The sequence below is a fragment of the Streptomyces sp. NPDC050674 genome, assembly GCF_040654575.1.
In the GTDB taxonomy this organism is placed as follows: Bacteria; Actinomycetota; Actinomycetes; order Streptomycetales; family Streptomycetaceae; genus Streptomyces.
Window position 1 is genome coordinate 118514 of sequence record NZ_JBFAIG010000018.1, and the last position, 25602, is coordinate 144115.

22 protein-coding genes are annotated in these 25602 nt (G+C 68.3%); 10 read left to right on the forward strand and 12 right to left on the reverse strand.

Annotated elements, in window-relative coordinates:
• Nucleotides 1–21: 21 nt before the first annotated feature.
• Nucleotides 22–2430 carry a DUF6049 family protein gene (locus AB0I06_RS27185; protein WP_363121453.1) on the reverse strand — a complete coding sequence of 803 codons (2409 nt, stop codon included), beginning with the start codon at nt 2428–2430 and terminating at the stop codon, nt 22–24.
• A 204-nt stretch (nt 2431–2634) separates the two neighbouring features.
• On the opposite strand from AB0I06_RS27185, the gene AB0I06_RS27190 reads away from it, so the two are divergent.
• Nucleotides 2635–4137: a CCA tRNA nucleotidyltransferase gene (locus AB0I06_RS27190; RefSeq protein ID WP_363121454.1), complete on the forward strand. Its 1503-nt coding sequence runs from the start codon at nt 2635–2637 to the stop codon at nt 4135–4137.
• A gap of 107 nt (nt 4138–4244) precedes the next feature.
• Here AB0I06_RS27190 and AB0I06_RS27195 read toward each other — a convergent pair whose 3' ends face one another.
• The 4 genes from AB0I06_RS27195 to AB0I06_RS27210 all read right to left on the reverse strand — a co-directional run bounded on the left by AB0I06_RS27195 (nt 4245) and on the right by AB0I06_RS27210 (nt 8000).
• A complete protein-coding gene (locus AB0I06_RS27195) occupies nt 4245–4715 on the reverse strand; it encodes a hypothetical protein (protein WP_363121455.1) in 471 nt (156 codons plus the stop codon).
• Between the two features lie 107 nt (nt 4716–4822).
• Nucleotides 4823–6100 carry an MFS transporter gene (locus tag AB0I06_RS27200; protein ID WP_363121456.1) on the reverse strand — a complete coding sequence of 426 codons (1278 nt, stop codon included), beginning with the start codon at nt 6098–6100 and terminating at the stop codon, nt 4823–4825.
• A gap of 89 nt (nt 6101–6189) precedes the next feature.
• On the reverse strand, nt 6190–7272 hold the full coding sequence (locus AB0I06_RS27205) for an inositol-3-phosphate synthase (RefSeq protein ID WP_363121457.1): 1083 nt from the start codon (nt 7270–7272) through the stop codon (nt 6190–6192).
• Nucleotides 7273–7316: 44 nt separating this feature from the next.
• Entirely contained in the window at nt 7317–8000 is a 684-nt protein-coding gene (locus AB0I06_RS27210) for a PadR family transcriptional regulator (protein ID WP_363121458.1), read from the reverse strand.
• A 402-nt stretch (nt 8001–8402) separates the two neighbouring features.
• Here AB0I06_RS27210 and AB0I06_RS27215 point away from each other — a divergent pair, with 402 nt between their 5' ends.
• Nucleotides 8403–11060 (forward strand): transglycosylase domain-containing protein, encoded by a 2658-nt coding sequence (locus tag AB0I06_RS27215; protein WP_363121459.1) that lies wholly within the window; start codon nt 8403–8405, stop codon nt 11058–11060.
• Between the two features lie 125 nt (nt 11061–11185).
• Nucleotides 11186–12697, forward strand: coding sequence for a glycosyltransferase 87 family protein (locus tag AB0I06_RS27220; protein ID WP_363121503.1), 1512 nt, complete (start codon nt 11186–11188; stop codon nt 12695–12697).
• 100 nt (nt 12698–12797) lie between these two features.
• On the opposite strand, the gene AB0I06_RS27225 is transcribed toward AB0I06_RS27220, so the two are convergent.
• From AB0I06_RS27225 to AB0I06_RS27235, 3 genes are all read right to left on the reverse strand, one after another.
• Entirely contained in the window at nt 12798–13829 is a 1032-nt protein-coding gene (locus AB0I06_RS27225) for an alanine racemase (protein ID WP_363121460.1), read from the reverse strand.
• Nucleotides 13830–13911: 82 nt separating this feature from the next.
• A complete protein-coding gene (gene femX / locus AB0I06_RS27230; protein ID WP_031137685.1) occupies nt 13912–15033 on the reverse strand; it encodes a peptidoglycan bridge formation glycyltransferase FemX in 1122 nt (373 codons plus the stop codon).
• Nucleotides 15034–15200: 167 nt separating this feature from the next.
• Nucleotides 15201–15506, reverse strand: a complete 306-nt coding sequence (locus AB0I06_RS27235; RefSeq protein ID WP_361871411.1) for a hypothetical protein — start codon at nt 15504–15506, stop codon at nt 15201–15203.
• 263 nt (nt 15507–15769) lie between these two features.
• Here AB0I06_RS27235 and rpsF point away from each other — a divergent pair, with 263 nt between their 5' ends.
• From rpsF to rplI, 4 genes are all read left to right on the forward strand, one after another.
• Nucleotides 15770–16060, forward strand: coding sequence for a 30S ribosomal protein S6 (gene rpsF, locus AB0I06_RS27240; protein ID WP_104779105.1), 291 nt, complete (start codon nt 15770–15772; stop codon nt 16058–16060).
• A gap of 69 nt (nt 16061–16129) precedes the next feature.
• Nucleotides 16130–16720, forward strand: a complete 591-nt coding sequence (locus tag AB0I06_RS27245) for a single-stranded DNA-binding protein (RefSeq protein WP_363121461.1) — start codon at nt 16130–16132, stop codon at nt 16718–16720.
• Nucleotides 16721–16765: 45 nt separating this feature from the next.
• A complete protein-coding gene (gene rpsR, locus AB0I06_RS27250; protein ID WP_003949403.1) occupies nt 16766–17002 on the forward strand; it encodes a 30S ribosomal protein S18 in 237 nt (78 codons plus the stop codon).
• Nucleotides 17003–17020: 18 nt separating this feature from the next.
• Nucleotides 17021–17467, forward strand: a complete 447-nt coding sequence (rplI, locus tag AB0I06_RS27255) for a 50S ribosomal protein L9 (RefSeq protein WP_033309881.1) — start codon at nt 17021–17023, stop codon at nt 17465–17467.
• A gap of 186 nt (nt 17468–17653) precedes the next feature.
• Here rplI and AB0I06_RS27260 read toward each other — a convergent pair whose 3' ends face one another.
• Nucleotides 17654–18991, reverse strand: a complete 1338-nt coding sequence (locus tag AB0I06_RS27260; RefSeq protein ID WP_363121462.1) for an MATE family efflux transporter — start codon at nt 18989–18991, stop codon at nt 17654–17656.
• Nucleotides 18992–19451: 460 nt separating this feature from the next.
• Here AB0I06_RS27260 and dnaB point away from each other — a divergent pair, with 460 nt between their 5' ends.
• On the forward strand, nt 19452–20933 hold the full coding sequence (gene dnaB, locus AB0I06_RS27265; RefSeq protein WP_363121463.1) for a replicative DNA helicase: 1482 nt from the start codon (nt 19452–19454) through the stop codon (nt 20931–20933).
• 105 nt (nt 20934–21038) lie between these two features.
• Here the strand turns inward: dnaB and AB0I06_RS27270 are convergent, their stop codons facing one another.
• A complete protein-coding gene (locus tag AB0I06_RS27270; RefSeq protein ID WP_363121464.1) occupies nt 21039–21602 on the reverse strand; it encodes a dihydrofolate reductase family protein in 564 nt (187 codons plus the stop codon).
• 208 nt (nt 21603–21810) lie between these two features.
• Between AB0I06_RS27270 and AB0I06_RS27275 the strand changes: the two genes are divergently transcribed.
• A complete protein-coding gene (locus tag AB0I06_RS27275; RefSeq protein ID WP_363121465.1) occupies nt 21811–23196 on the forward strand; it encodes a serine hydrolase domain-containing protein in 1386 nt (461 codons plus the stop codon).
• Between the two features lie 59 nt (nt 23197–23255).
• On the opposite strand, the gene AB0I06_RS27280 is transcribed toward AB0I06_RS27275, so the two are convergent.
• Both AB0I06_RS27280 and AB0I06_RS27285 read right to left on the reverse strand, forming a co-directional pair.
• On the reverse strand, nt 23256–23708 hold the full coding sequence (locus tag AB0I06_RS27280; RefSeq protein ID WP_363121466.1) for a GNAT family N-acetyltransferase: 453 nt from the start codon (nt 23706–23708) through the stop codon (nt 23256–23258).
• A 36-nt stretch (nt 23709–23744) separates the two neighbouring features.
• On the reverse strand, nt 23745–24209 hold the full coding sequence (locus tag AB0I06_RS27285) for a MarR family transcriptional regulator (RefSeq protein ID WP_363121467.1): 465 nt from the start codon (nt 24207–24209) through the stop codon (nt 23745–23747).
• A 142-nt stretch (nt 24210–24351) separates the two neighbouring features.
• Between AB0I06_RS27285 and AB0I06_RS27290 the strand changes: the two genes are divergently transcribed.
• Complete coding sequence (locus AB0I06_RS27290; RefSeq protein WP_363121468.1) at nt 24352–25560, forward strand: MFS transporter; 1209 nt, start codon at nt 24352–24354, stop codon at nt 25558–25560.
• The last annotated feature ends 42 nt before the right edge of the window (nt 25561–25602 follow it).

Consider the following 25602-nt stretch of genomic DNA (forward strand, 5'->3'; position numbering starts at 1 on the left):
GGGCCCACCGGCCACGACTTCTCAACGGTCCACTCTCTCACCCGTGCCGGACGGGTCGGCGTTTTCCGCTGCGGTGTCCGGGGCCGGGTCACTCGGCTGCTGCGGGCCGTCCGCCCCCGAGCCGTCCGGGTTGTCCTGCTCCAGACGTGTGCCGGAGGGCTGCGGGTTCCGCGGAGCGTCGGTCCTGCTCCGCGGGCCCTCGTCCTCGTCGTCCGCCTCGGCGAGGTCGTCGTCCTCGGCGGCCTCGCGGGCGGCGGCGCGCTTGCGCTGGGTGTACATACGGAAGCCGGCGAGGACCAGGATCAGAACGCCACCGCCGATGACCAGCATCACCGTGGGCGTGACCTCGGTGACCCTCACGTCGAAGACGACCGGGGCGCCGTACTTCTGTCCGTCCTCCGTGTACAGCTGGGCGACGACTTCCGCCCGGCCGTTGGCGTTGGCCGACGTGGTGAACTTCACCGACTGGGCGTGACCCCCGTTGACGGCGACGCGCTGCTCCTCGTAGGCGTCGCCGCCGATCTTGAGCCGCGTGGGGTTCTTCGACGTGAGCCGCAGCTCCAGGTGCTCCACGCCCTGGACCAGGTTGTTCTGGACGGTCACGGGGATGGTGGCGCTGCGGCCGGAGAGCTTGGTCTCCGACTTTTGGATCAGCTTCACCCCGTCGATCAGTCCGTCGAGGTACGACTCGATGCCGTCGCGGTATCCCACCGCCGCGACGCCACGGCCGCGCCACGACGTGGACATCTCGCGGTTCATGGCCCGCCCGAAGGGGGTCACCACCCGGGCCTGGATGGTGAGGATGACCTTGAACTTGTCGAGCTTGCCCTGGGTCCGGGCAATCTGCTCGAAGGCGGCCCGCGGCAGCTCCTGCTTGCGCAGCGAGGACGGGTACGCGGAGGTCGGCGGGACCTTCGTGTTGGCCGACGCGTCCGGTTTGGCCTTGGCGGCGGCCGCGAGGTCCTGCGACTCGGACCAGTTCCCGTCCTGGAGAGCCGCCACGGCTTCCGCCATGGTCTGCGCCTGGCTCACGGACGGCATGCGCTGCGGGGCGATCACGACGCTGCGCTGCTTGCCGGTCTGCAGGCCCAGCGTCAGGCTCTGGGCCAGGAAACGCTGCACGGCGAGCGTGGAGGCAGAGGCCCTGGTCAGGTTGCCCTGGAACGCCGTGGACATCCGGGAGTCAGCGACGACGGCCGTGGTGCCACCGCCGATCGGCCGAGCGGCTGAGGGCGTGTACGACAGGTTGTCCTGGAGGCTGTCGCCGCGGGCGATCACCTTGTCGGCGCCCGCGGACGTGGCGACCTTCACGATCGACGGGTCGATGGCGCCGTCCACCGGCCAGACGAAGTCCGTGGACGGTTTCACGTGGAGGATCGTGTCCACCGTCTCGGCGGCGACGGTGGTGGCCTCCTTGAGGTGGCCCAGCGAGCCGGCGACGCTGGTGCCGTTGTGGGCGAGGGAGGCCAGGTCAGGGTCGCCGAACGGCAGGGCGACCACCTCCTCGCCCGTGACCGCCTGCTGGAGCTCGGCCAGCCAGTGCTTGGCGGCCTCCTGGCTCCGGCCGGGGGTGGTGGTGCCGTTCGCACCGCTGACCTCGTAGCTCCCCGTCATCGCGTCGACGGACGCCAGCAGGTCCGGGTCGATCACCCACGTGACGTCCAGGCCCTTGCCCAGCGACACCATCTGGTCGAGGCGGCCGCCCGGGGCGATCTCCTCGGCGAGCTCGTCGTCGCGGAAGACCGGTGTCTGCTGCTCGTTCGACCCCGTCTCGGCCGCCATGTGGGCGCTGGAGACGAGCGGCCACAGGAACGTGGTTTTCGTCTTGGTGCCCGCCTCCTCCGGCTGCCACGGCAGGAAGGTCCGCTGGACACCGAGTACCTGGTCCCAGGGCTGCGCCGCGGTCTCTCCGGAGAGCGCGACGGCCAGCTGGTAGACACCGTCACGGCCGAGATCCAGCTTGTCGGCCGGCACGGAGATGCTGAAGGGCTGTGCGACTCCGGGAGTGAGCCGGGGGAACTTCTCGCTGTACTTGCCGCCGACCTTCTTGCCGGTGGGTCCCTGGAGGTCGTCGCTCTTCTTGGCGAGCGTGTCGATCGCCGAGCGGGTCTCGAGCGGGGGACCCACCTGAAGGTCGACGTGGGCGCCGGTGACCGTCTGCCTGCCCTTGTTGGTCACCGTGCCCGACACGGTGATCGTGTCCCCCTCGGAGGGGGCGGTGGGGCTGAGCGAGTCGACCGCGACCGACACCGAGCCCGCGCTGGAGGCGGCCTGCGGGGATTCCTGCCCGGCCGCGTCCGCCGGCGTCGCGGCGGGCAGCTGGAGGAGTCCGGCCAGCAGCGGTGCACCGGCGAGCAGTGCCCCGGTGCGCCGCAGCCACCGGCGGGCAGGTGAGGCACTGGTCCCCTGGAAGTCTGCCGCCTCGGCCACGCGCTCGTCCGTCCCTCGTCGTCGTCAGTGGTCGTCGGAATGTGCGTCCACGCATGGTAACGATGTGCGCTGAGGGGAAGTGCCGCGGTCCGCTCCACAAGATCGCTGACCAGCACCGCGCTGCCCGGTATGTCGCTCTATGAAAGGGAGCGGCTGTTTGCGGGTCCAGGACTGGGCTTGGGGGTGTATGACGGACGTGTCCTCATGCTTTCGTGCGGGGAAAAGGGGAGAGCTCGCGGGGGCCCGGGCCACGTACCCTCTTCTGTTGTGCCGAACGAAGAAACGCCCAGTGCCCTGAGCCAGGTGCAGCGCCGCGCGGTGAGTGAACTGCTGCGGGTCGCTCCTGTCGCCGACGACCTCGCCCGCCGCTTCCAGGAGGCCGGGTTCTCACTTGCCCTGGTCGGCGGCTCGGTGCGGGACGCGCTGCTGGGTCGGCTCGGTAACGACCTGGATTTCACGACTGACGCTCGTCCGCAGGACGTTCTCAAGATCGTGCGCCCTTGGGCAGACGCCGTCTGGGAGGTCGGGATCGCCTTCGGCACGGTCGGTGCCCAGAAGGACGGGTACCAGATCGAGGTGACCACCTACCGCTCCGAGGCCTACGACCGCACCTCGCGCAAGCCCGAGGTGTCGTACGGGGACTCCATCGAGCAGGATCTCGTCCGCCGTGACTTCACGGTGAACGCCATGGCGGTGGCGCTGCCGGAGAAGGAGTTCGTCGACCCGCACGGCGGGCTGGAGGACCTGGCGGCACGTGTGCTGCGGACGCCGGGAACTCCGGAGGAGTCGTTCTCGGACGATCCGCTGCGCATGATGAGGGCCGCGCGTTTCGCGGCCCAACTCGACTTCGAGGTCGCCCCCGAGGTCGTCACGGCGATGACGGACATGGCCGGACGCATCGAGATCGTCTCGGCCGAGCGGGTGCGGGACGAGCTGAACAAGCTGATCCTCTCCCAGCAGCCGCGCACCGGCCTGACGCTGCTCGTCGAGACGGGCCTCGCCGACCGCGTGATGCCCGAGCTTCCGGCGCTGCGTCTGGAGCGTGATGAGCACCACCGGCACAAGGACGTCTACGACCACACACTGATCGTCCTGGAGCAGGCGATGGCGCTGGAGGATGACGGTCCCGACCTCACCCTCCGCCTGGCCGCCCTGCTGCACGACATCGGCAAGCCCCGCACGCGCCGGTTCGAGAAGGACGGGCGGGTCTCGTTCCACCACCACGAGGTGGTCGGGGCGAAGATGACCAAGAAGCGCATGACGGCCCTGAAGTACTCCAACGAACTGGTGAAGGACGTCTCACGTCTGGTCGAACTCCACCTGCGCTTCCACGGCTACGGCACGGGAGAGTGGACGGACTCGGCGGTTCGGCGCTACGTCCGTGACGCCGGCCCGCTCCTCGACCGCCTCCACAAGCTGACCCGCTCGGACTGCACGACCCGGAACAAGCGCAAGGCTGCCGCTCTGTCGCGTGCGTACGACGGGCTGGAGGAGCGGATCGCCAAGCTTCAGGAGCAGGAGGAGCTGGACTCGATCCGTCCGGACCTCGACGGCAACCAGATCATGGAGATCCTCGGCGTGGGCCCCGGGCCGGTCATCGGCCGGGCGTACCAGCACATGCTGGAGCTGCGTCTGGAGTACGGGCCGATGGAGCACGACGCCGCGGTGGCCGCGCTCAAGGAGTGGTGGGCGGGGCAGGAGAGCTGAAGCCCCTCAGGGGTCGTGTTTCACGTGAAACACGACCCCGGGGCTTCGCACTGAGGCATACAGAGGGCCGGTGTTTCACGTGAAACGCCGGCCCCGTGCTTCTGGCTCTACTTGACGGTCTTCAGACAGAGAACGACATCGTGGTTGTCGCCCGACTGGTAGTACGCGATCTGCGATTCCTTGACGGCTTCGCACTTGTCGGCGTCGCTGCTGTTGTCGAACTTCTCGACGACTTCGTACTGGGCATCGCTGGATGAGCAGTCGACCGTCGACAGGTCGGGCTGGGACTGCGTGCCCTTGTTGTGCATGCAGCTGCCCACGGATGTGGTCTCCGCGTCGGTCTTGCCCACCTGCCACTTGATCACGGCGATGATGATCGCGACGACGATGAACCCGACGATGCGCAGAAGCTTCTTGCTGAAGCGTCGGCCGGGGGCCGGCGGGGGGACCGGACCGGCACCCAGGGGCGGGAAGCCGGGCTGCTGGGGCTGACCGCCCTGGGCCGGGAACGGAGCCTGGGGTGCAGCCACGGGCTGGCCCTGTGCGAATGGATTGCCCTGGGGCGGCGGAGTGGTCACTGGGGGTCCCCCTAAAACATGGTGAGTGACGCGAACATGTCGCGAGATAAGACCCACGTAAGGTAGCGGTCCCCACTGACACCGCAGTAGTCAGAAGTGGCTCTGTGTCATTGATGTGACACTCGCCGGAGGTCAAAACGGGCCATAGCCACAGCTACCGCCGCGTAGATAACGGCGATCGTGATCACCAGCGGCGCCGACCGACCGTCCGGCGGCAGCATCAGGGCGGCCACGGCGGCCGCGCTGACGAACGAAACGTTGAAGAGCACGTCGTAAACCGAGAAGATCCGGCCACGGAAGCCGTCCTCGACGCAGGACTGGACGATGGTGTCCGTGGCGATCTTCGCGCCCTGCGTGGTCAGCCCGAGGACGAAAGCCGCGGCCAGCAGCGGGGCGGCGGCGAACGGCAGCCCGAGAGCCGGCTCCAGCAGCGCGGCGGCGCCCGCGCACGCGACGATCCAGCGGCCCGGCCCGAGCCGCACCGCGGCCCAGGGCGTCACCACGGCCGCCGCGAAGAAGCCGGCACCCGAAACTCCCAACGCCACTCCCAGCAGGGCGAGTCCGTCGTCCGTGGTCGAGGTGAGGGCATACCGGCACAGCATCAGCAGCATGACCAGCAGGGCGCCGTAGCAGAACCGCATCAGCGACATCGCCGCGAGCGCCCAGGCGGCCTCACGGCGCTGCGGCGCGGCCAGATGGCGCACACCTGACGCCAGATCACGAGCGGTGTCCGTGAGAGCCGTCCCGATCCGCTGGCGCGTCAACGGCCGGTCAGGTCCGAGGAGTTCGCGCGCCATGCTCAAGGACGCCAGGGCCGCGCACAGGTACAGCCCCGCTCCCACGAGCACCACCGCGGCGTCGGAGTCCGCCACCACCAGGCGGACGACGAAGGCGAGCCCGCCGCCCGCGGTCGCCGCGAGCGTTCCGGCAGTCGGGGAAAGGGAGTTGGCGATGACCAGGCGATCGGCGTCGACCACACGCGGCAGGGCGGCGGACAGGCCGGACAGGACGAAGCGGTTGACGGCGGTGACGCACAGAGCCGAGACGTAGAAGAGCCAGTCCGGCGCCGGGCTGAGGATCAGCAGGGCCGTCGCGCAGGCCAGCAGTGCGCGCAAGAGGCTCCCGAACAGCAGCACCTGGCGGCGCCGCCAGCGGTCCAGCAGCACGCCGGCGAAGGGACCGACGAGCGAGTACGGGAGCAGCAGCACCGCCATCGCGGAGGCGACCGCGGCGGCCGAGGCCTGCTTCTCCGGGGAGAAGACCACGTATGCGGCGAGCGCGACCTGGTAGACACCGTCGGCCCCCTGGGACAGCAGACGCACGGCGAGCAGGCGCCGGAAACCCTGGAAGCGCAAGAGGACGCGCAGGTCACGGACGACGGCCATGGGGCCCAGCCTCACATACGGGGAGGGTCCCCGGGTCGTGCGACCCGGGGACCCTCACAGCCCTGGCAGGAGCGAATGTTTCCGGCGCGTCAGCGCTCGACCTCACCCTTGATGAACTTCTCGACGTTCTCGCGGGCCTCGTCGTCGAAGTACTGCACCGGCGGCGACTTCATGAAGTAGCTCGACGCCGAGAGGATGGGACCGCCGATGCCGCGGTCCTTGGCGATCTTCGCGGCGCGCAGGGCGTCGATGATGACGCCGGCGGAGTTCGGGGAGTCCCAGACCTCCAGCTTGTACTCCAGGTTCAGCGGGACGTCACCGAAGGCACGGCCTTCGAGGCGGACGTAGGCCCACTTGCGGTCGTCCAGCCAGGCGACGTAGTCGGACGGGCCGATGTGGACGTTGCCCTCGCCCAGCTCGCGGTCGCGGATCTGGGAGGTGACGGCCTGCGTCTTGGAGATCTTCTTCGACTCGAGGCGGTCGCGCTCGAGCATGTTCTTGAAGTCCATGTTGCCGCCGACGTTCAGCTGCATGGTGCGGTCCAGGACGACGCCCCGGTCCTCGAACAGCTTCGCCATGACGCGGTGCGTGATGGTGGCGCCCACCTGCGACTTGATGTCGTCGCCGACGATCGGCACGCCCGCCTCGGTGAACTTGTCCGCCCACTCCTTGGTGCCGGCGATGAAGACCGGGAGGGCGTTGACGAAGGCGACCTTGGCGTCGATGGCGCACTGCGCGTAGAACTTCGCAGCGTCCTCGGAGCCGACGGGCAGGTAGCAGACGAGGACGTCGACCTGCTGGTCCTTGAGGACCTGCACGACGTCGACCGGCTCCTCGGCGGACTCCTCGATGGTCTCGCGGTAGTACTTGCCGAGACCGTCGAGGGTGTGGCCGCGCTGCACCGTCACACCGGTGCTGGGCACGTCGCAGATCTTGATGGTGTTGTTCTCGGAGGCGCCGATGGCGTCCGCCAGGTCGAGACCGACCTTCTTGGCGTCCACGTCGAAGGCGGCGACGAACTCGATGTCGCTGACGTGGTAGTCGCCGAACTGGACGTGCATCAGGCCCGGCACCCTGGACGCCGCGTCGGCGTCCTTGTAGTACTCGACTCCCTGCACCAGCGATGCGGCGCAGTTGCCCACACCGACGACGGCTACGCGAACCGAACCCATTCCGGTTGCTCCCTGTGTGTACGAGTGAGGCCCTGACTGGGCTCTCACGTGGCGGTGTCGTCGGGCGTATCCGGACGGGGGTCGCCCCCCGGCCGGGGCAGGCCGCCCGACGCTCCAGATGTGGTGTCACGCGAGGCGGGCCCCCCGGCGGCCGGACCCTTGAGGTCCCGCCCCGCCCGCTCGCTCTCGATCAGCTCGTTCAGCCAGCGCACCTCGCGCTCCACGGACTCCATCCCGTGGCGCTGGAGCTCGAGCGTGTAGTCGTCGAGGCGCTCCCGGGTCCGGGCCAGGGAAGCGCTCATCTTCTCCAGCCGCTCCTCCAGCCGGCTGCGACGGCCTTCCAGTACGCGCATGCGCACATCGCGCGAGGTCTGGCCGAAGAAGGCGAAACGGGCGGCGAAGGTCTCGTCCTCGTACGCGTCGGGCCCGGTCTGCGAGAGCAGCTGCTCGAAGTGCTCCTTACCCTCCGCCGTCAACCGGTAGACGATCTTGGCGCGGCGCCCCGTGAGGGGGGCGGCGAGGGCGTCCTCGGGGGTGGTGCCCGGTTCCTCGATCAGCCAGCCGTTGGCGACCAGCGTCTTGAGGCAGGGGTAGAGCGTCCCGTAGCTGAACGCACGGAACACCCCGAGGGACGTGTTGAGCCGTTTGCGCAGCTCATACCCGTGCATCGGAGATTCGCGAAGCAGGCCGAGTACGGCGAACTCGAGGATCCCGGAACGCCGGCTCATCGTCGCCTCCTCTCGCCGCGGTGCGCGTGTATCGGACCGATGTGTCGGACCGATGTGTCGGGCTGATGTATCGACTCGATACATCACGACGATAGAACGGCCTTCCGCATGCGACAAGAGGGGGTCGGGTGAACGGGATCACATCACCGATTCATCGGACACGACTTGCCTGATTTGAGGTGAACTTCGGGGCTCGGAGGGTTTTGACGGTGCGTAGTCTGTGCGCCATGCACATCACCGGGAACCGAGTGACGCCTGAGAGCGTCGTGGTCCTCGGTGTAGTACGGGTGCACACGGGACCGATGAATGCGGAGCCGACCGCATCCGTACTTCGGGGGGACCGGAAACCAGCCGCCGTTTCCAGGCGCGCAAAGGTGCGCCTGCCCGAGGAGTAGTCGTTCGATGAGCGAGCACCGTCGCAAACCGCCGCAGCCGCAGGGAGGCGGACGTGCCGCGGCCCGACGCGGCCAGTCCGGCTCGTCCTCCGGCCGCCGCGCGGCACCGCGAGGCGCCACCGGGTCTCCGTCCGACTCCTATGGGTCGGACGCGTACGACTCAGGGGGTGAGGAGCGTCAGTACGGCGGCCGTGCCGAGGCCCGCCGCGCGGCGCAGAGAAGCACGGGCGGCAGCCGCCGCAGAGCGGCCGAACCGGCCCGAGGTGGCCGGCGTGCCGGTCCCGGTGGCCCGCACGGGCCCGGCCGGGGCAGGGGGCGGGCAGCCGCCGTGCCCGACAAGAAGCGGATGATCAACTATCCGCGGGCCGGTAGGTACGGCTGGCAGCGCTGGGTGCCCTCCTGGAAGCTCGTCTCCGGGCTGTGCATCGGCTTCTTCGGCAGCCTGGTGGCCGTGGCGGGCATCGGCTACGCCATGGTGGGCGTCCCCAGCGAGGAGAACGCCGCGGCCCTGTCGCAGAACAACGTCTACTACTGGGCCGACGGCACCCAGATGGTCGCGGCGGGCAGCGGCCAGAACCGGCAGAACGTCACGATCGACCGGATTCCCAAGGCCATGCAGTGGGCGGTGATCTCGGCCGAGAACAAGAGCTTCTACCAGGACTCCGGTGTCGACCCCATGGGCATCGCCCGGGCCGTGGCGAACATGGCACGGGGCGGTGACACGCAGGGCGGTTCGACGATCACCCAGCAGTTCGTCAAGAACACCTACCTGAGCCAGGAACAGACGGTCAGCCGCAAGTTCAAGGAGATGTTCATCTCCATCAAGGTAGGCACCAAGTTCAGCAAGGGGAAGATCCTCCAGGGTTACCTCAACACCTCGTACTACGGTCGAGGCGCCTACGGCATCCAGGCGGCCGCGCAGACCTACTTCGGCAAGGAAGCGAAGGATCTCGAGCCGAACGAGTGTGCCTTCCTCGCCGCTCTGCTCAAGGGCCCGACCTACTACGACCCGGCGGGCAACGAGGGCATCGACTCCTCGGCGACCCGGGATGCCAACACCAAGCGCGCCAAGGCCCGTTGGAGCTGGATCCTCGAGCAGATGCACAACGACGACAGGATCACGGACCAGCAGTATCAAGAGGCGATCAAGAACTTCCCCAAGCTCCAGGGACGCAAGGCATCCAAGGGCATGACCGGCCAGATCGGGTACCTGGCGGACACGGCCAAGAAGTACGTCCTGAACCACTCCAACATCTCCGAGAAGCAGTTCGACCAGGGCGGCTACCAGATCAAGACGACCTTCGACAAGGACAAGGTCGAGGCGCTGGCGAAGGCCGTCAAGAAGGTCGAGAAGGAGAAGCTCGACCCGAAGAACCGGGAGCTGGACAAGCACGTCCAGTTCGGTGCGGCGTCGGTGAAGCCCAAGGACGGCGCGATCGTCGCGTTGTACGGCGGAGCCGGCTACGAGAACGGCCACTTCAACAACAACGCGGACACCGCAGGTGTCCCGGTCGGTTCGACGTGGAAGCCGTTCGTGCTCGCGGCGGCGATGGAGCACGGCACGTACAAGAGCGACGGAGTCGGGGTCTCGCCGCTGAGCAAGTACAACGGCAACGACCATCTCAAGGTCAGGAAGAACGACGGAAGCTACGTCCTGAAGAAGGACAACACGCCGTTCTTCCAGGAGAACGAGAGCGACTACCCCTGGGGCTACATCTCCTTGCGCAAGGCGATGGAGCAGTCCGTGAACACGCCGTTCGTGCAGCTCGGCATGGACGTGGGGATGAAGAACGTGGCCGATGTGGCCGAGAAGGCCGGCATCCTGGAGGGCAGCTTCGCCGAGCTCAACGCGTCTTTCGCGCTCGGTACGTCGACTCCCAGTGCGATCCGTATGGCCGACGCCTACGCGACGTTCGCCGCGTCGGGCAAGCAGGCCGCCCCGTACTCGGTGACGAGCGTCAAGTTCAACGGCCAGGAGATCCAGGGCTTCGAGAAGCCGAGGGTCACCCGGGCGATGCCCGAGCAGGTGGCCAACAACGTCACGAACGTCCTGGAGAACGTCATCCAGAACGGTACGGGTACGAAAGCGCTCGCCCTCGGCCGTACGGCGGCCGGCAAGACCGGTACCACCGACGAGAACAAGTCGGCCTGGTTCGTCGGTTACACCCAGCAGCTGTCGACCTCGGTCGCGATGTTCCGTGAGGACCCCAAGAGCGCCAAGCTGCTCTCCATGAACGGCACGGCGGGTGAGAAGTCCATCCACGGTGGTGACGTTCCGACCCTGGTGTGGACCGAGTACATGAAGGCCGCGCTCAAGGATGAGCCCGACCTCGGCTTCCCGCAGGCCGAGAAGATCGGCCAGATCCAGGACGAGCTGGGTGCGCCGACGCCCACCCCCACGCCCACCGTGGAGCCCAGTGAGACGGTGACCGAGTCGCCGAGTGCCACGCCCAGCGAGACCCCGACCAGTCCGTCGCCCACCCCGAGCGAAACCTGTGGGTTCTTCGGGTGCCAGAACGACGGCGGCCAGGAGAACGGCGGCCAGGAGAACGGTGGGACGGACGGTGGAGTGAGCTCCCCGCCCGCACCGACCGACACAAGCGAGACAGGTGGCAATACCAGGGGCAATGGCAACGGAGGCATCTTCGGAGGGCCAGAGGAATAGCCGCTCAGAGACCGCCCGGCTTGGGTGTTTCACGTGAAACGCGAAGGTGTTTCACGTGAAACGAGGGCCGCCGCCCCCTCGTGGGTACGGCGGCCCTCGGCGTTTTGCCAGACACGTACGGCAGGATGTGCGGCATGCCCAGTGCAGAATCGACGCAAGCGAGCGTCCATGAGCCGGACCCGGTGCGGCCGACCAAGGAGGACGAGGTCGCCGCGGCCGGCAGCGAGCTGATCGGCGGCCCGCTCGGGCGGCGTGCCCTGCTCGGGGCGTCCTGGTGGACTCCCGTGCGGGTGATCGCGCTGGTGGCGATCGGCATGTTCGCCCTCGGCCTGGTCCAGAAGGCGCCCTGCTACAACGGCGCGTGGTTCTTCGGCGCGAGTTCCCAGTACACGCACGCGTGCTACTCGGACATCCCGCACCTCTATCAGGGGCGCGGTTTCGCCGATGGGCTCGTGCCGTACTTCGACCGGCTGCCCGGCGACATGCAGTACCTGGAGTATCCGGTGCTCACCGGCGTCTTCATGGAGGTCGCCTCCTGGCTGACGCCCGGCAGCGGCACCATCCAGTACCAGGAGCAGTGGTACTGGATGGTCAATGCCGGGATGCTCATGGTGTGTGCGTCGGTCATCGCCGTCTGTGTGACCCGCACCCACGCACGGCGCCCCTGGGACGGTCTGCTGGTCGCCCTGGCGCCCGCCGCCGCGCTGACGGCGACCATCAACTGGGACCTGCTCGCGGTCGCTCTCACGGCCGCCGCGATGCTGATGTGGTCGCGCGGCCGATCGCTCGCCTTCGGTGTCCTGCTGGGGCTCGCCACGGCCGCCAAGCTCTATCCGTTCCTGCTGCTCGGGCCCCTGATGGTGCTGTGTTGGCGGGCGGGTAAGTGGCGTGCGTTCGGAACGGCTCTGGGCGGTGCGATCGTCGCCTGGGTCGTCGTGAACGCTCCGGTGATGCTGTTCGCGTTCGACGGCTGGTCGAAGTTCTACACGTTCAGCCAGGAACGGGGCGTCGACTTCGGCTCCTTCTGGCTGATCATGGCGCAGAACTCGGACGACCCGCTCAGCACCGACACCGTCAACACCTTGGCGACGCTGCTGATGCTGGTGTGCTGTGCGGCTGTCGCGGCGCTCGGACTGACCGCCCCGCGGCGCCCGCGGTTCGCTCAGCTCGTCTTCCTGATCGTGGCGGCGTTCATCCTCACCAACAAGGTCTACTCGCCGCAGTACGTCCTGTGGCTGGTACCGCTGGCCGTCCTGGCCCGCCCGAAGTGGCGGGACTTCCTGATCTGGCAGGCCTGCGAGGTGGCGTACTTCCTCGGGATCTGGCTCTACCTCGCGTACACGACCAGCGGAGACGCCCACAAGGGCCTGCCCACCGACGGCTACCACTGGGCCATCGCCCTGCACCTGCTGGGGACGCTCTACCTGTGCGTGATGGTCGTGCGCGACATCTTCCTGCCCGAGCGGGATCCGGTGCGGCGGTCCGGTGACGACGATCCCTCGGGCGGAGTGCTCGACGGCGCCGAGGACGCTTTCGTGCTCGGCCCCGCTGCCCGCGGCGTACGGCAGAAGACCGCCCGGTTCGACGGGCCGTCGGTCGAGTGGGGCCGGCCCGACGCCACGGACGGTTCACCCTGAGCGCACGGCGCGAGATGGCGTAGACGGGACGACGAAGGCCGTACACGGGAAACCGTGTACGGCCTTCCTGCCGCGCGGGCAGAGGCGCTGCGTCGCGTCGTCAGCGGTCCATGATCCGGTCGAACTGCGTGGTGGTGTGGCGCAGATGGGCCACCAGCTCGTCGCCGACCTTCGGTTCCGGTGCGTCCGCCGGCACGAACAGGATCGAGACCTGCATGTGGGGCGGCTCCGCGAACCAGCGCTGCTTGCCACCCCAGACGAACGGGGAGAGGTTCCGGTTCACCGTCGCGAGGCCGGCCCGGGCGACACCCTTGGCACGCGGCATGACGCCGTGGAGCGCCTTGGGAGCCTCCAGACCCACTCCGTGGGACGTACCGCCCGCCACGACCACCAGGAAGCCGTCGGAGGCCGCCTTCTGCTGCCGGTAGCCGAAGCGGTCGCCCTTGGCGACGCGCGTGACGTCCAGGACCGCACCGCGGTACTCGGTGGCGTCGTGGTCCCCCAGCCACAGCCGCGTGCCGATGCGGGCCCGGAACCGGGTCTGCGGGAACTGCTGCTGGAGCCGGGCGAGTTCGTCGGCCTTGAGGTGGCTGACGAACATGGTGTGCAGGGGCAGACGGGCGGCCCGCAGCCGGTCCATCCAGCCGATGACCTCCTCGACGGCGTCCGAGCCGTCGGTGCGGTCCAGCGGCAGGTGGATGGCGAAGCCCTCCAGGCGGACGTTCTCGATGGCGGCGTGCAACTGGGCCAGGTCCTGCTCACTGATGCCGTGCCGCTTCATCGAGGACATCACCTCGATGACCACGCGGGCGCCGACCAGGCCGTACACCCCGTCTATCGACGAGACGGAGCGGATGACCCGGTCCGGAAGCGGCACCGGCTCCTCGCCGCGCCGGTAGGGCGTCAGCACCAGCAGGTCCCCGCTGAACCAGTCCTTGATCCGGGCGGCCTCGTACGTCGTGCCGACGGCGAGGATGTCCGAGCCGAGCCGCGTGGCCTCCTCCGCCAGGCGCTCGTGTCCAAAGCCGTAGCCGTTGCCCTTGCAGACCGGCACGAGGCCCGGGAACTGCTCCTGCACGTGCTTGTGGTGCGCACGCCAGCGCGCGGTGTCGACGTAGAGCGTGAGCGCCATGGCCGGACCTGGAACCTTTCTCGTGGTCGCCGTGAATCAGCGGTTGCCGTGTGTCAGGGGTATAGAAGCACTGAAAGGGACATCAACGGCGCGACATGTAGATGTCGAGCGCCTTGTGCAGCAGCTTGTTCAGCGGGAAGTCCCACTCGCCGAGGTACTCGGCCGCCTGGCCGCCGGTACCCACCTTGAACTGGATCAGGCCGAAGAGGTGGTCGGTCTCGTCCAGCGAGTCGGAGATGCCGCGCAGGTCGTAGACCGTGGCGCCGAGCGCGTAGGCGTCACGCAGCATGCGCCACTGCATCGCGTTCGAGGGCCGGACCTCGCGGCCGATGTTGTCGGAGGCGCCGTAGGAGTACCAGACGTGCCCGCCCACGATCAGCATCGTCGCCGCCGACAGGTTCACGCCGTTGTGCCGGGCGAAGTACAGCCGCATGCGGTTGGGGTCCTCGGTGTTGAGGGCCGTCCACATGCGCTGGAAGTACGACAGCGGGCGCGGCCGGAAGTGGTCGCGCACGGCCGTGATCTCGTACAGCCGCTGCCATTCCTCGAGGTCCTGGTAACCGCCCTGGACGACCTCGACGCCGGCCTTCTCGGCCTTCTTGATGTTGCGGCGCCACAGCTGGTTGAAGTTCTTGTGGACCTCTTCCAGGGAGCGGTTCGCCAGCGGCACCTGGTACACGTAACGGGGCTGGACGTCGCCGAAGCCGGCGCCGCCGTCCTCGCCCTGCTGCCAGCCCATGCGGCGCAGCTTGTCGGCGACCTCGAAGGCACGCGGTTCGATGTGGTCGGCCTCGATGTCCCGCAGGCGCTTGACGTCCGGGTTCTGGATGCCCTGCTTGATGGAGGGCGCCTCCCAGCGTCGGATGATCACGGGCGGGCCCATCTTCACGGAGAAGGCGCCCTGCTGCTTCAGGTGCGCCAGCATCGGTTCCAGCCACTCCTGGAGATTCGGCGCGAACCAGTTGATGACCGGGCCCTCGGGCAGGTAGGCGAGGTAGCGCTTGATCTTGGGAAGCTGCCGGTAGAGGACCAGCCCGGCACCGACCATCTCGCCGGTGCGGTCGTCGAACCATCCGAGGTTCTCGGAGCGCCACTCCGCCTTGACATCAGCCCAGGCCGGGACCTGCATGTGGCTCGCCGACGGCAGACTCTGGATGTAGGCCAGATGCTGCTCGCGACTGATGGTCCTCAGGGTCAGGCTCATTCGGGGCGCTCCTCGGGCTGGTGTGTCCCCATGGGTTCAGGGGCTCCGGCTCTCGCGCGAAGCCTACTGCGCCGTGGGAGCGCGCCGGTTGGCCGCACGGGACCTACGCCCCGGCGCGATGCCGGCCGGGGCGTGACCCGGTGTTCGGAAGAGGAGGTGTCCTGGCGTCAGCCGATGAGACCGCCGTGTGCCATGCCCAGGAAGAACCCGACGCCGGATGCGCCCAGGCCGAGGATCAGTCCGAAGCGCTCGCGGGTCGTCTCCGAGATCCACTGGCCGTACGCGCCCGTGAGGATGCCCACCAGACCGGCCCAGGAGCTGAGCAGGTGCAGATCCTCGTCGATGATCGCGGTGAGGAACGCGGTGAGGCCCAGCACCAGGGTCACCGCGAGCAGGGTGTCCTGGAGGGGATGGGGCTTGCCGTCCGTGGCGAAGAGGCCGCCGGCGGTGTTGGGTCGCAATGCCTGTGCCATAGGGCACCTCCTGCGAAAGTCGGCGCATCGTAGCGCCATACACACCCGATGTGTACAGATTGGCTGCCCTGGCGGCCGGATTTCAACCGCAAGCCGCTGTGCGGGTACTCTGTACCGTCCGCACCGGTGTCTGCCCATGTCATGGCAGGGGCTCCTCATCAGAACCCCCGACTGTCAGTGGTGGCCGATACCGTTGCTACGCATCACAACCCTCCTGCCACGGAACGACCGTGGCCGCTGAGTCCAAAGGAGGTGGGTTCCACATGCGTCACTACGAGGTGATGGTCATCCTCGACCCCGAGGTCGAGGAGCGCGCTGTCTCTCCGCTGATCGAGAACTTCCTTTCTGTCGTCCGTGACGGCGGCGGAAAGGTCGAGAAGGTCGACACCTGGGGCCGTCGTCGTCTCGCGTACGAGATCAAGAAGAAGCCCGAGGGCATCTACTCGGTCATCGACCTGCAGGCCGAGCCTGCGGTCGTCAAGGAGCTCGACCGCCAGATGAACCTGAACGAGTCGGTCCTCCGGACCAAGGTCCTCCGTCCCGAGATGCACTGAGCTTCGGCTCAGCTGATCCCGGGATTCGAGTAGCAAGCAGCCAGAGCAAACCCGCCGAGAGGTTCCCCCATGGCAGGCGAGACCGTCATCACGGTTGTCGGCAATCTTGTCGACGACCCCGAGCTGCGCTTCACCCCCTCCGGTGCGGCGGTCGCGAAGTTCCGTGTCGCGTCCACCCCCCGCACCTTCGACCGTCAGACGAACGAGTGGAAGGACGGCGAGAGCCTGTTCCTGACCTGCTCGGTCTGGCGTCAGGCGGCGGAGAACGTCGCGGAGTCGCTCCAGCGAGGCATGCGCGTCATCGTGCAGGGCCGGCTGAAGCAGCGGTCCTACGAGGACCGTGAGGGCGTCAAGCGCACGGTCTACGAGCTGGACGTCGAGGAAGTCGGCGCCAGCCTGCGCAACGCCACGGCCAAGGTCACCAAGACCAGCGGCCGGGGTGGCCAGGGCGGCCAGGGTGGCTTCAGCGGCGGTGGCGGCGGCCAGGGTGGCGGCGGCTGGGGCGGCGGCCCCGGCGGTGGCCAGCAGGGCGGCGGCGCTCCCGCTGACGACCCCTGGGCGACCGGCGCTCCCGCCGGTGGCAACCAGGGCGGTGGCGGCGGCTGGGGTGGAAACTCCGGCGGCAGTGGCGGCGGCTACTCGGACGAGCCTCCCTTCTAAGGGGGAGCTCGTACTCACACTTCTTGATCACACAGGAGAAACACCATGGCTAAGCCGCCTGTGCGCAAGCCGAAGAAGAAGGTCTGCGCATTCTGCAAGGACAAGGTCACGTACGTGGACTACAAGGACACGAACATGCTGCGGAAGTTCATTTCCGACCGCGGCAAGATCCGTGCCCGCCGCGTGACCGGCAACTGCACCCAGCACCAGCGTGACGTCGCCACGGCCGTGAAGAACAGCCGTGAGATGGCGCTGCTGCCCTACACCTCCACCGCGCGATAAGGGAAGGGTGACCGACTCATGAAGATCATCCTCACCCACGAGGTCTCCGGCCTCGGTGCCGCGGGCGACGTCGTCGACGTCAAGGACGGTTACGCTCGCAACTACCTGATCCCGCGGAAGTTCGCTATCCGCTGGACCAAGGGTGGCGAGAAGGACGTCGAGCAGATCCGTCGTGCTCGCAAGATCCACGAGATCCAGACCATCGAGCAGGCCAACGCTGTGAAGGCCCAGCTCGAGGGTGTCAAGGTCCGTCTGGCCGTTCGCTCCGGCGACGCCGGTCGTCTCTTCGGTTCCGTCACGCCGGCCGACATCGCTTCCGCGATCAAGGCTTCCGGTGGCCCCGAGGTCGACAAGCGCCGCATCGAGCTCGGCTCGCCGATCAAGACGCTGGGCGCTCACGAGACGTCCGTGCGTCTGCACCCCGAGGTTGCCGCCAAGGTCAACATCGAGGTCGTCGCGGCCTGAGTGCCGCGCCTGCTGAAGCAGTAAGCGTTGGGGCCGCACCCTGTGGGGTGCGGCCCCAATCGTGTCTGTGGTCAGCCTGCCTGCGGGCGACGTCCCTGATCACGACGTCCCGTTTCACGTGAAACACCGGGCTCTGTGGAACTCGTCGTGTTTCACGTGAAACAGGCAACGTTTCACGTGAAACGGTCAGCGGGTCGCACCGGTCACGATCCAGCGGCCTGAGCGGGCGCGCAGCCACAGCGTCAGCATCCGCACCGTCATCATCAGCGTCATCGTGGCCCAGAGAGCGGTGAGCCCACCACCCAGCACTGGGACCAGCAGGGCGACCGGTGTGAAGACCGCCAAGGTGAGCAACATGGCCCAGGCGAGGTACGGGCCGTCGCCGGCGCCCATCAGGACCCCATCCAGCACGAAGACAATGCCGGAGATCGGCTGGGAGAGGGCGACGATGACCAGGGCGGGCAGTGCCACGTCCTTGACCGCCGTATCGCTGGTGAACAGCGGCAGGAACGCGGGTCGGAGGATGACCACCAAGACGCCGAGTACAACACCGACGGCGATGCCCCACTCCACCATGCGACGGCACGCCTCCCGGGCTCCCTGGGCGTCACCGGCCCCCAGATAGCGTCCGATGATGGCCTGCCCAGCGATGGCGATGGCGTCGAGGACGAAGGCCAGCAGGCTCCACAAGGAGAGAATGATCTGGTGGGCGGCGATGTCGGCGTCCCCGAGTCGGGCGGCGACGGCGGTGGCGATCATCAGGATCGCCCGGAGGGAGAGGGTGCGGACCAGCAGCGGCACGCCGGCTTGTGCGGAGGCCCTGATCCCGGCGGCATCCGGGCGCAGCGAGGCGCCGTGCTTGCGGGCTCCTCGCAGCACCACCACGAGGTAGGCCGCGGCCATGCCGCACTGGGCGATGACGGTGCCCCACGCGGAACCGGCGATCCCCAGATCGGCGCCGTAGACGAGCCCTGCGTTGAGGGCGCCATTGGCGACGAAGCCGGCGATGGCGACATAGAGCGGGGTCCGGGTGTCCTGCAGACCGCGCAGCACGCCGGTCGCGGCCAGGACGACGAGCATGGCCGGTATGCCGAGGACGGAGATGCGCAAGTACGTGGTCGCGTAGGGAGTCGCCGCGTCCGAGGCGCCGAAGACGTCTACGAGTTGGGGTGCCGTCGGCAGGGCGACGGCGATGACGGCGACGCCGAGCAGCAGTGCCAGCCAGATGCCGTCCATGCCTTGTCGGATGGCGGCTGGGAGATCACCCGCTCCGACGCGGCGGGCGACCGCTGCTGTCGTGGCGTAGGCGAGGAAGACGAAGACGCTCACGGCGGTCATCAGCAGGGCCGAGGCGACGCCGAGTCCGGCGAGTTGGGCTGTGCCGAGATGGCCCACGATGGCGGTGTCGGCCATGAGGAAAAGGGGCTCGGCGACGAGGGCACCGAAGGCCGGCACGGCCAGGGCGACGATCTCGCGGTCGTGCTGTCTCCGGCCGGTTCGGCGGCGCGCTGGAGCCTGTGTCATGTGCACCAATCTAATCGTCCACAGGTAAGAGATGCAAAGCTTTTGTGACCCTTACTTTCCGTCTCCGGGTGCGCACTCCTGTGCACTGTTCGAGGCGATCTTGCGCCGCTTGGGAAAGTTTTTCTTCTGCACAGCCGGTGGACGGCAACATCGCAGGTCAGAGAGGTTGCCCGGAGACATCTGACTGCTTGTTCACAGGCCTGTCCACCGGCTCGTGCACAGGTTTCGGCGAGTTCTCCACAGCATCTGGGCCGTCGTCCACATGGCCTGTGGATAACCAGATTGGCTGACGGTGCCCGGGGGCCTACGGTGGTCCGGCGCCCGCTCCGTCCGCCGGTTTTCAAAACACCACAAAACCGGCGCGTGCCAACCGGAGTTGGGCCTCTTATTTGTCAGTGCCGTGCCGTACAAAAGAGGGGCACGGCTAGGTCCGCCTCGGCGGACGGGAGGAGGTGGCTCGGTGAGCATTTCCGAGCCCTTGGACGATCCGTGGGCCGACAGTGGTCCCAGTGATCGTCTGCCCGCCTCCCGTCGACGGGGTGACGGCGGCCGGGGCCGCGACGAACAGCATGAGCGCGGCAGGGACGGCGGGGGCTGGGACAGCGGATCGGCCCCGTCGTTCGAGCGGGTACCACCGCAGGACATCGATGCCGAGCAGTCCGTCCTCGGCGGCATGCTCCTGTCGAAAGACGCCATCGCCGACGTCGTCGAGATCCTCAAGGGCCACGACTTCTACAAACCGGCCCACGAGACGATCTACCAGGCCGTCCTCGACATCTATGCCAAGGGCGAGCCGGCCGACCCCATCACGATCGCGGCCGAGCTCACCAAGCGCGGCGAGATCAACAAGGTCGGCGGGGCGTCCTACCTCCACACCCTCGTCCAGACGGTGCCCACGGCGGCCAACGCGGCCTACTACGCGGAGATCGTCCATGAACGGGCCGTTCTGCGCCGCCTGGTCGAGGCCGGCACGCGTATCACGCAGATGGGATACGCGGCCGACGACGACGTCGACGAGATCGTCAACCGCGCCCAGGCCGAGGTCTACGCGGTCACCGAGCAGCGCACCAGTGAGGACTACCTCCCGCTCGGCGACATCATGGAGGGCGCGCTCGACGAGATCGAGGCGATCGGCTCGCGCAGCGGTGAGATGACCGGTGTGCCCACGGGATTCACGGACTTCGACTCGCTCACCAACGGCCTGCACCCGGGCCAGATGATCGTCATCGCCGCGCGTCCGGCCATGGGTAAGTCCACGCTCGCGCTGGACTTCGCGCGGGCGTGCTCCATCAAGAACAACCTGCCGAGCGTGATCTTCTCGCTCGAAATGGGGCGCAACGAGATCGCGATGCGTCTGCTGTCCGCCGAAGCCCGGGTCGCCCTGCACCACATGCGGTCCGGCACGATGACGGACGAGGACTGGACGCGCCTCGCCCGGCGCATGCCGGACGTCTCTGCGGCGCCGCTCTACATCGACGACTCGCCGAACCTGTCGATGATGGAGATCCGTGCCAAGTGCCGTCGCCTCAAGCAGCGCAACGACCTCAGGCTGGTCGTCATCGACTACCTTCAGCTGATGCAGTCGGGTGGCTCCAAGCGGGCGGAGAGCCGTCAGCAGGAGGTCTCGGACATGTCCCGAAACCTCAAGCTGCTGGCCAAGGAGCTGGAGATTCCGGTCATCGCGCTCTCGCAGCTGAACCGTGGCCCCGAGCAGCGCACGGACAAGAAGCCGATGGTGTCCGACCTGCGTGAGTCCGGCTCCATCGAGCAGGACGCCGACATGGTCATCCTGCTGCACCGCGAGGACGCCTACGAGAAGGAGTCGCCGCGTGCGGGTGAGGCCGACCTGATCGTGGCCAAGCACCGAAACGGTCCGACGGCGACAATCACGGTCGCCTTCCAGGGGCACTACTCACGATTCGTGGACATGGCGCAGACCTGATCCCGGCCGGTGTGGACTCGCGGGCCATGAGGTCGCGTGCACGGGGCAACCGAGCCGGCTTCTCCGGGTGTCCCCCGCGGATGGCCCCTGCCTCCGGACGGGCGCTCAGCGCCTCGTCTCGTACCTGGTCAGGATCACGCCGCAGGGGAACGCCCGCGTCTCCACCAGGTTCAGGTTCACCCAGCTGTCCAGCGCGGCGAAGAACGGTGTGCCGCCGCCCACCAGGACCGGCGCGGTGGCCAGCACGTACTCGTCGATCAGCCCGGCCCGCATGGCCGCCCCGGCGAGCGTCGCGCCGCCGATGTCCATCGGGCCGCCGTCCTCGGCCTTGAGCCGTGTGATCTCGGCGACCGCGTCACCGGTGACCAGGCGGGTGTTCCAGTCGACCTCGTCGATCGTCGAGGAGAACACCACCTTCGACATGTCCCGCCAGCGGCGCGCGAACTCGATCTCCGCCGGGGTGGCGTTGGGCTGCTGGTCGCCGGTCGGCCAGTAGGAGCTCATCGTCTGCCACAACTTGCGCCCGTACAGCGACAGGTCGGTCGCCTGCAACTGGTCCGACCAGAACTGGAACAGCTCGTCGCTCGGCACGCTCCAGCCGATGTCGTCGCCGGGCGCGGCGATGTAGCCGTCCAGGGACAGGTTCATGCCGTAGATCAGTTTCCGCATGGCGTCAGCCTTCCGTGAGTCGGTCTCACGCGTACGGACCGACGCGGCGAGGGGAACTCATCGGTTCACGATCGGGGCTCGCGCGGGGTCCCTGTGCTCGGTGGCGCAGCCGGCAAGTCAGCGGTGGTGAGGCCCGGCACGACGGGGTCTCAGCGTCACTGATCCAAATGTGCTCGACGCAGGGCTGCCCGCCGGGTGGACTGGGCCCATGACGACATCTCAGGAAGAGCTGCTTCCCGGCACCCGTCGCGCTCTGCTGCACCGGATCGCTGTCGCGCAGGCCGAAGGGCGGGTTCCGTCGCTCGTCGCGGCCGTCGTGCGAGGCGGGACCACGGTGTGGACGGGGGCACGGACGTCGGTGGAAGGCCATGCGCCGGACGAGAACGTGCAGTACCGGATCGGTTCGATCACCAAGACGTTCACGGCGGTTCTCGTGCTGCGGCTGCGGGACGAGGGTGCCCTGGATCTGGGGGATCCGCTGGAGAAGCATCTGCCGGGCACCGGTGTGGGGGAGGCGACCATCGCCGAACTCCTCGCGCACACGAGTGGGTTGGCGGCCGAGACCCCGGGGCCCTGGTGGGAGCGGAGCCCGGGGACCCTGCGGCCCGAGCTCGCCGACGTCCTGGGTGAGCGGCCTCTGCTGGCCCCGCCCGGCCGCCGCTTCCACTACTCGAACCCGGGCTACGCGCTGCTCGGCGCACTCATCGAGAAGCTCCGCGGGGCTCCGTGGGAGGACGTCCTTCGGCGTGAAGTGCTCGAACCGTTGGGGCTACATCGCACGAGCGTGCGGCCACAGGCTCCCCACGCGGGTGGCTGGGCCGTGCACCCCTGGGCGGACGTGTTGCTCCCCGAACCCACCGAGGATCTGGGGCGCATGGCACCGGCCGGGCAACTCTGGTCGACGACAGCCGACTTGGCACGGTTCGCGGTCTTCCTGGTCAACGGCGACGATCGGGTGCTGAGCGCCGCGTCGCTGAGGGAGATGAGGACACCGGCCGCACCGCATGAGGCCGCGGACGTGGCGAGCGGTTACGCCTACTGCCTGGGTATGGAGATCCGGCGACGGAACGGACGGTCTCTCGTCGGCCACACCGGTTCCCTGCCCGGCTTTCTCGCCTGTCTCATGATCAGCGTCGAGGACGACGTGGCGGCGATCGTCCTCGCCAATGCCACGTCCGGGCCGCTGCTGTTCACTGTCGCGGCCGACTTGGTCCGTATCGTCGCCGAAGCAGAGCCGCGCATCCCTGCCCCCTGGAAGCCGCTGAGCGAGGTCGACCCGTCACTGCTGGACCTGACGGGGCAGTGGTACTGGGGGACGCACGCCTTCGTTCTGCGGCTGACGGCAGAAGGGCTCGTGTCCCTGGGGCCGTTGACCGGCGGCGGCCGCCGGTCCAGGTTTCGCCCGAACAGCGACGGCACATGGACAGGGCTGGACGGCTACTACGCCGGCGAGCTCCTGAAGGCCGTACAGCGGCCGGGCGGGGCCGTGAGCCACCTGGACCTCGGCTCGTTCTTGTTCACGCGCCAGCCGTACGACGAGACAGCTCCTGTGCCGGGTGGCGTCGATCCCGAGGGATGGCGTGGTATCGGCTAGGGCAAAGGGGCGCCCTGTTTCACGTGAAACAGGACGCCCGCACACGTGCACCACAGCTGTCACAGCTGCAGCTTGAACCCGGTGTGCGAGGCGGTGAAGCCGAGCCGCTCATAGAAGCGGTGAGCGTCATGGCGGGTCTTGTCGGACGTCAACTGAACCAAATGGCAGCCCTGGTCCCGGGATTCGTCGATCGCCCACTCGATGAGCTGGGTCCCGAGGCCGCTGCCGCGCTCGTCGGCGTGGATGCGCACCCCTTCGATGACCGATCGGGTCGCACCACGCCGCGACAGTCCGGGAATGATCGTGAGCTGGAGGGTGCCGACCACCCGGCCGTCCCTGACCGCCACGACCAGGTGCTGATTCGGGTCGGCACTGAGCCGCTCCAGCGCGATCAGGTACGGGCTGAGGTCGTCCGGTGATTCGCGCTGCGCGCCCAGCGGGTCGTCCGCGAGCATCGCGACGATCGCCGGGACGTCGTCCGCGACGGCGGCACGTATTGCAAGGTCTCCCATGCGCGCACCCTACGCGGGACGTCCAGGGGAGGTGTCCTAGGCGGGCACCGGGGCCTTCAGTGTCTCCACGACCCGCACCAGGGGGGCCAGCTCGGGGTTCTTCGCCGCCTCGTCGAGAGCCTCGCGCAGGGCCGCGTCGTTGGTGGGCCGCGCCGCTTCCAGCAGGGCGAGGCCTTCCTCGGTGACGTTCGTGTAGATGCCCCTGCGGTCGGTGGGGCAGAGGTAGCGCTCCAGAAGCCCGCGGTCTTCCAGCCGGGTGACCAGTCGCGTGGTGGCGCTCTGGCTGAGGACGACGGCGTCGGCGACCTGCTTCATCTGCAGATGTCCTCCGTCACCGTCGTGCTGCCGGCTGAGCACGTCCAGCAGGGAGTACTCGCGCGCGCTGAGGTCGTGCCGCGCCTGCAGGGCGCGCTCGATGTGGGCCTCGATCCTCCCGTGCAGCAGGGAGAGGGCGCACCAGCTCTGGGCGAGAGCGGTGAGCGCGGGGTCCGTCGCTGTCATTGGCGTTTCCTCCGTCCCGGAGCGGCTGCCTCCCAGGATAGAGCAGGAGTGCAATAGACGGCGGTTGCGGATAGCCCGCGTTTGCAACTATTGTGGACGCACGCAAAGCGCTCCTGCAATCATCTGGGAAGGTAACCCCTCCATGCCTCTCGCGCTTCTGGCCCTCGCGATCGGGGCCTTCGGGATCGGAACGACCGAATTCGTGATCATGGGCTTGCTGCCCGAGGTCGCGAGCGACTACGGGGTCTCCATCCCCACGGCCGGGTACCTGGTGACCGGCTACGCGCTCGGTGTCATGTTCGGCGCTCCGCTGATGACCGTCCTCGGCACCAAGATCTCGCGCAAGCGGATGCTGATGCTGCTGATGGGGCTGTTCATCGCGGGCAACCTGCTCTCGGCCCTCGCCCCGGCCTTCTCCGTCATGCTGATCGGCCGGATCGTCGCCTCCCTGGCGCACGGCGCCTTCTTCGGCATCGGCTCCGTCGTCGCGGCCGACCTCGTCACCCCGGACAAGAAGGCCGGAGCCATCGCGATGATGTTCACCGGCCTGACCGTCGCCAACGTCGTCGGCGTTCCGCTGGGCACGCTCGTCGGGCAGTCCGTCGGCTGGCGGGTCACCTTCGGCATCGTCGCCGCCCTCGGCGTCATCGGCCTGCTCGGCATCGCCCGGCTCGTCCCCGACCTGCCGAAGGCGCAGGGCGTGCGCCTTCGGCACGAACTGGCCGCCTTCAGGAACGTGCAGGTGCTGCTCGCGATGGCCATGACCGTCCTCGGCTTCGGCGGTGTCTTCGCGGCGATCACGTACATCGCGCCGATGATGACCCACGTCGCCGGTTTCGCCGACGGGTCCGTCACCTGGCTGCTGGTCCTCTTCGGCCTCGGCATGGTCGGCGGCAACCTCGTCGGTGGCAAGTTCGCCGACCGTGCCCTGATGCCCATGCTGTACATCGCGCTGGGTGCCCTCGCCGTCGTCCTGGCGCTGTTCACCCTCACCGCTCACGACAAGGTGCTGTCGGCGATCACCATCGCGCTGATCGGTGCCCTCGGCTTCGCCACCGTGCCGCCGCTCCAGAAGAGGGTCCTCGACCAGGCGTCCGGCGCTCCGACCCTGGCTTCCGCCGTGAACATCGGCGCCTTCAACCTCGGCAACGCGCTGTCCGCCTGGCTGGGTGGCCTCGTGATCGCGGCGGGTCTCGGCTACACCGCCCCCAACTGGGTCGGTGCCGCGCTGGCCGCCGGAGCCCTGGCCCTGGCCGCCCTGTCGGCCGCCCTGGAACGCCGCGCCGGTGGTCCGAGCACCGTCGTCACGGGATCGGCGCCGGCCGAGCAGCGGGCCGCTGTCCACCACTGAGCGACCGGATCACCCCGGCCCACCGCATCACCCCGGCCGACC

Bases quoted from the DNA above. Each gene is read 5' to 3' on its own strand.
- rplI (WP_033309881.1), top strand. From the start codon at position 17,021: ATGAAGATCATCCTCACCCACGAGGTCTCCGGCCTCGGTGCCGCGGGC.
- AB0I06_RS27225 (WP_363121460.1), bottom strand. From the start codon at position 13,829: ATGGCGCTCACGCTCTACGTCGACACCGCGCGCTGGCGTGCGCACCAC.
- AB0I06_RS27260 (WP_363121462.1), bottom strand. From the start codon at position 18,991: ATGACACAGGCTCCAGCGCGCCGCCGAACCGGCCGGAGACAGCACGAC.
- AB0I06_RS27285 (WP_363121467.1), bottom strand. From the start codon at position 24,209: ATGACAGCGACGGACCCCGCGCTCACCGCTCTCGCCCAGAGCTGGTGC.
- AB0I06_RS27200 (WP_363121456.1), bottom strand. From the start codon at position 6,100: ATGGCCGTCGTCCGTGACCTGCGCGTCCTCTTGCGCTTCCAGGGTTTC.
- AB0I06_RS27270 (WP_363121464.1), bottom strand. From the start codon at position 21,602: ATGCGGAAACTGATCTACGGCATGAACCTGTCCCTGGACGGCTACATC.
- AB0I06_RS27190 (WP_363121454.1), top strand. From the start codon at position 2,635: ATGCTTTCGTGCGGGGAAAAGGGGAGAGCTCGCGGGGGCCCGGGCCAC.
- femX (WP_031137685.1), bottom strand. From the start codon at position 15,033: ATGAGCCTGACCCTGAGGACCATCAGTCGCGAGCAGCATCTGGCCTAC.
- AB0I06_RS27210 (WP_363121458.1), bottom strand. From the start codon at position 8,000: ATGAGCCGGCGTTCCGGGATCCTCGAGTTCGCCGTACTCGGCCTGCTT.
- rpsF (WP_104779105.1), top strand. From the start codon at position 15,770: ATGCGTCACTACGAGGTGATGGTCATCCTCGACCCCGAGGTCGAGGAG.
- AB0I06_RS27215 (WP_363121459.1), top strand. From the start codon at position 8,403: ATGAGCGAGCACCGTCGCAAACCGCCGCAGCCGCAGGGAGGCGGACGT.
- AB0I06_RS27205 (WP_363121457.1), bottom strand. From the start codon at position 7,272: ATGGGTTCGGTTCGCGTAGCCGTCGTCGGTGTGGGCAACTGCGCCGCA.
- AB0I06_RS27245 (WP_363121461.1), top strand. From the start codon at position 16,130: ATGGCAGGCGAGACCGTCATCACGGTTGTCGGCAATCTTGTCGACGAC.
- rpsR (WP_003949403.1), top strand. From the start codon at position 16,766: ATGGCTAAGCCGCCTGTGCGCAAGCCGAAGAAGAAGGTCTGCGCATTC.
- AB0I06_RS27220 (WP_363121503.1), top strand. From the start codon at position 11,186: ATGTGCGGCATGCCCAGTGCAGAATCGACGCAAGCGAGCGTCCATGAG.
- AB0I06_RS27290 (WP_363121468.1), top strand. From the start codon at position 24,352: ATGCCTCTCGCGCTTCTGGCCCTCGCGATCGGGGCCTTCGGGATCGGA.
- AB0I06_RS27280 (WP_363121466.1), bottom strand. From the start codon at position 23,708: ATGGGAGACCTTGCAATACGTGCCGCCGTCGCGGACGACGTCCCGGCG.
- AB0I06_RS27235 (WP_361871411.1), bottom strand. From the start codon at position 15,506: ATGGCACAGGCATTGCGACCCAACACCGCCGGCGGCCTCTTCGCCACG.
- AB0I06_RS27275 (WP_363121465.1), top strand. From the start codon at position 21,811: ATGACGACATCTCAGGAAGAGCTGCTTCCCGGCACCCGTCGCGCTCTG.